Here is a 297-nt window from a genome sequence, read left to right on the forward strand (position 1 = left end):
GTGCAAGAGTGGCCGGACGCATACAGCGTTTATTTGTTAGGTCCGTTGGAGAAAAAATAACAATAGGTCAGGCAGTGTATTCCATTTATAGCGAAGACCTGTTATCAGCCGAAAAAGAATACCTTTTGGCCAGGCAGCAGCAGAAGGTATTAAATAATCCTGACGTCGATTATGAGGCCATGATCAAGACAGTAGAGCACAAGTTATTGTTATGGGGCCTGAACTCCGCCCAGATCATAAATCTTTCTTCTTTGTCCAAAACTTCGGCCACTGTTACCATATACAGCAAGGTTAACG

Annotated in this window: 1 protein-coding gene; it reads left to right on the forward strand. The window is 43.4% G+C overall.

What is annotated here, in order from left to right; translation table 11 throughout:
• Positions 1 to 297, forward strand: a 297-nt coding sequence (locus AC0IW9_RS30540; protein ID WP_471652064.1) for a hypothetical protein, incomplete at both ends; no start/stop codon positions are given.

This window comes from Belnapia sp. AC561, assembly GCF_979252845.1.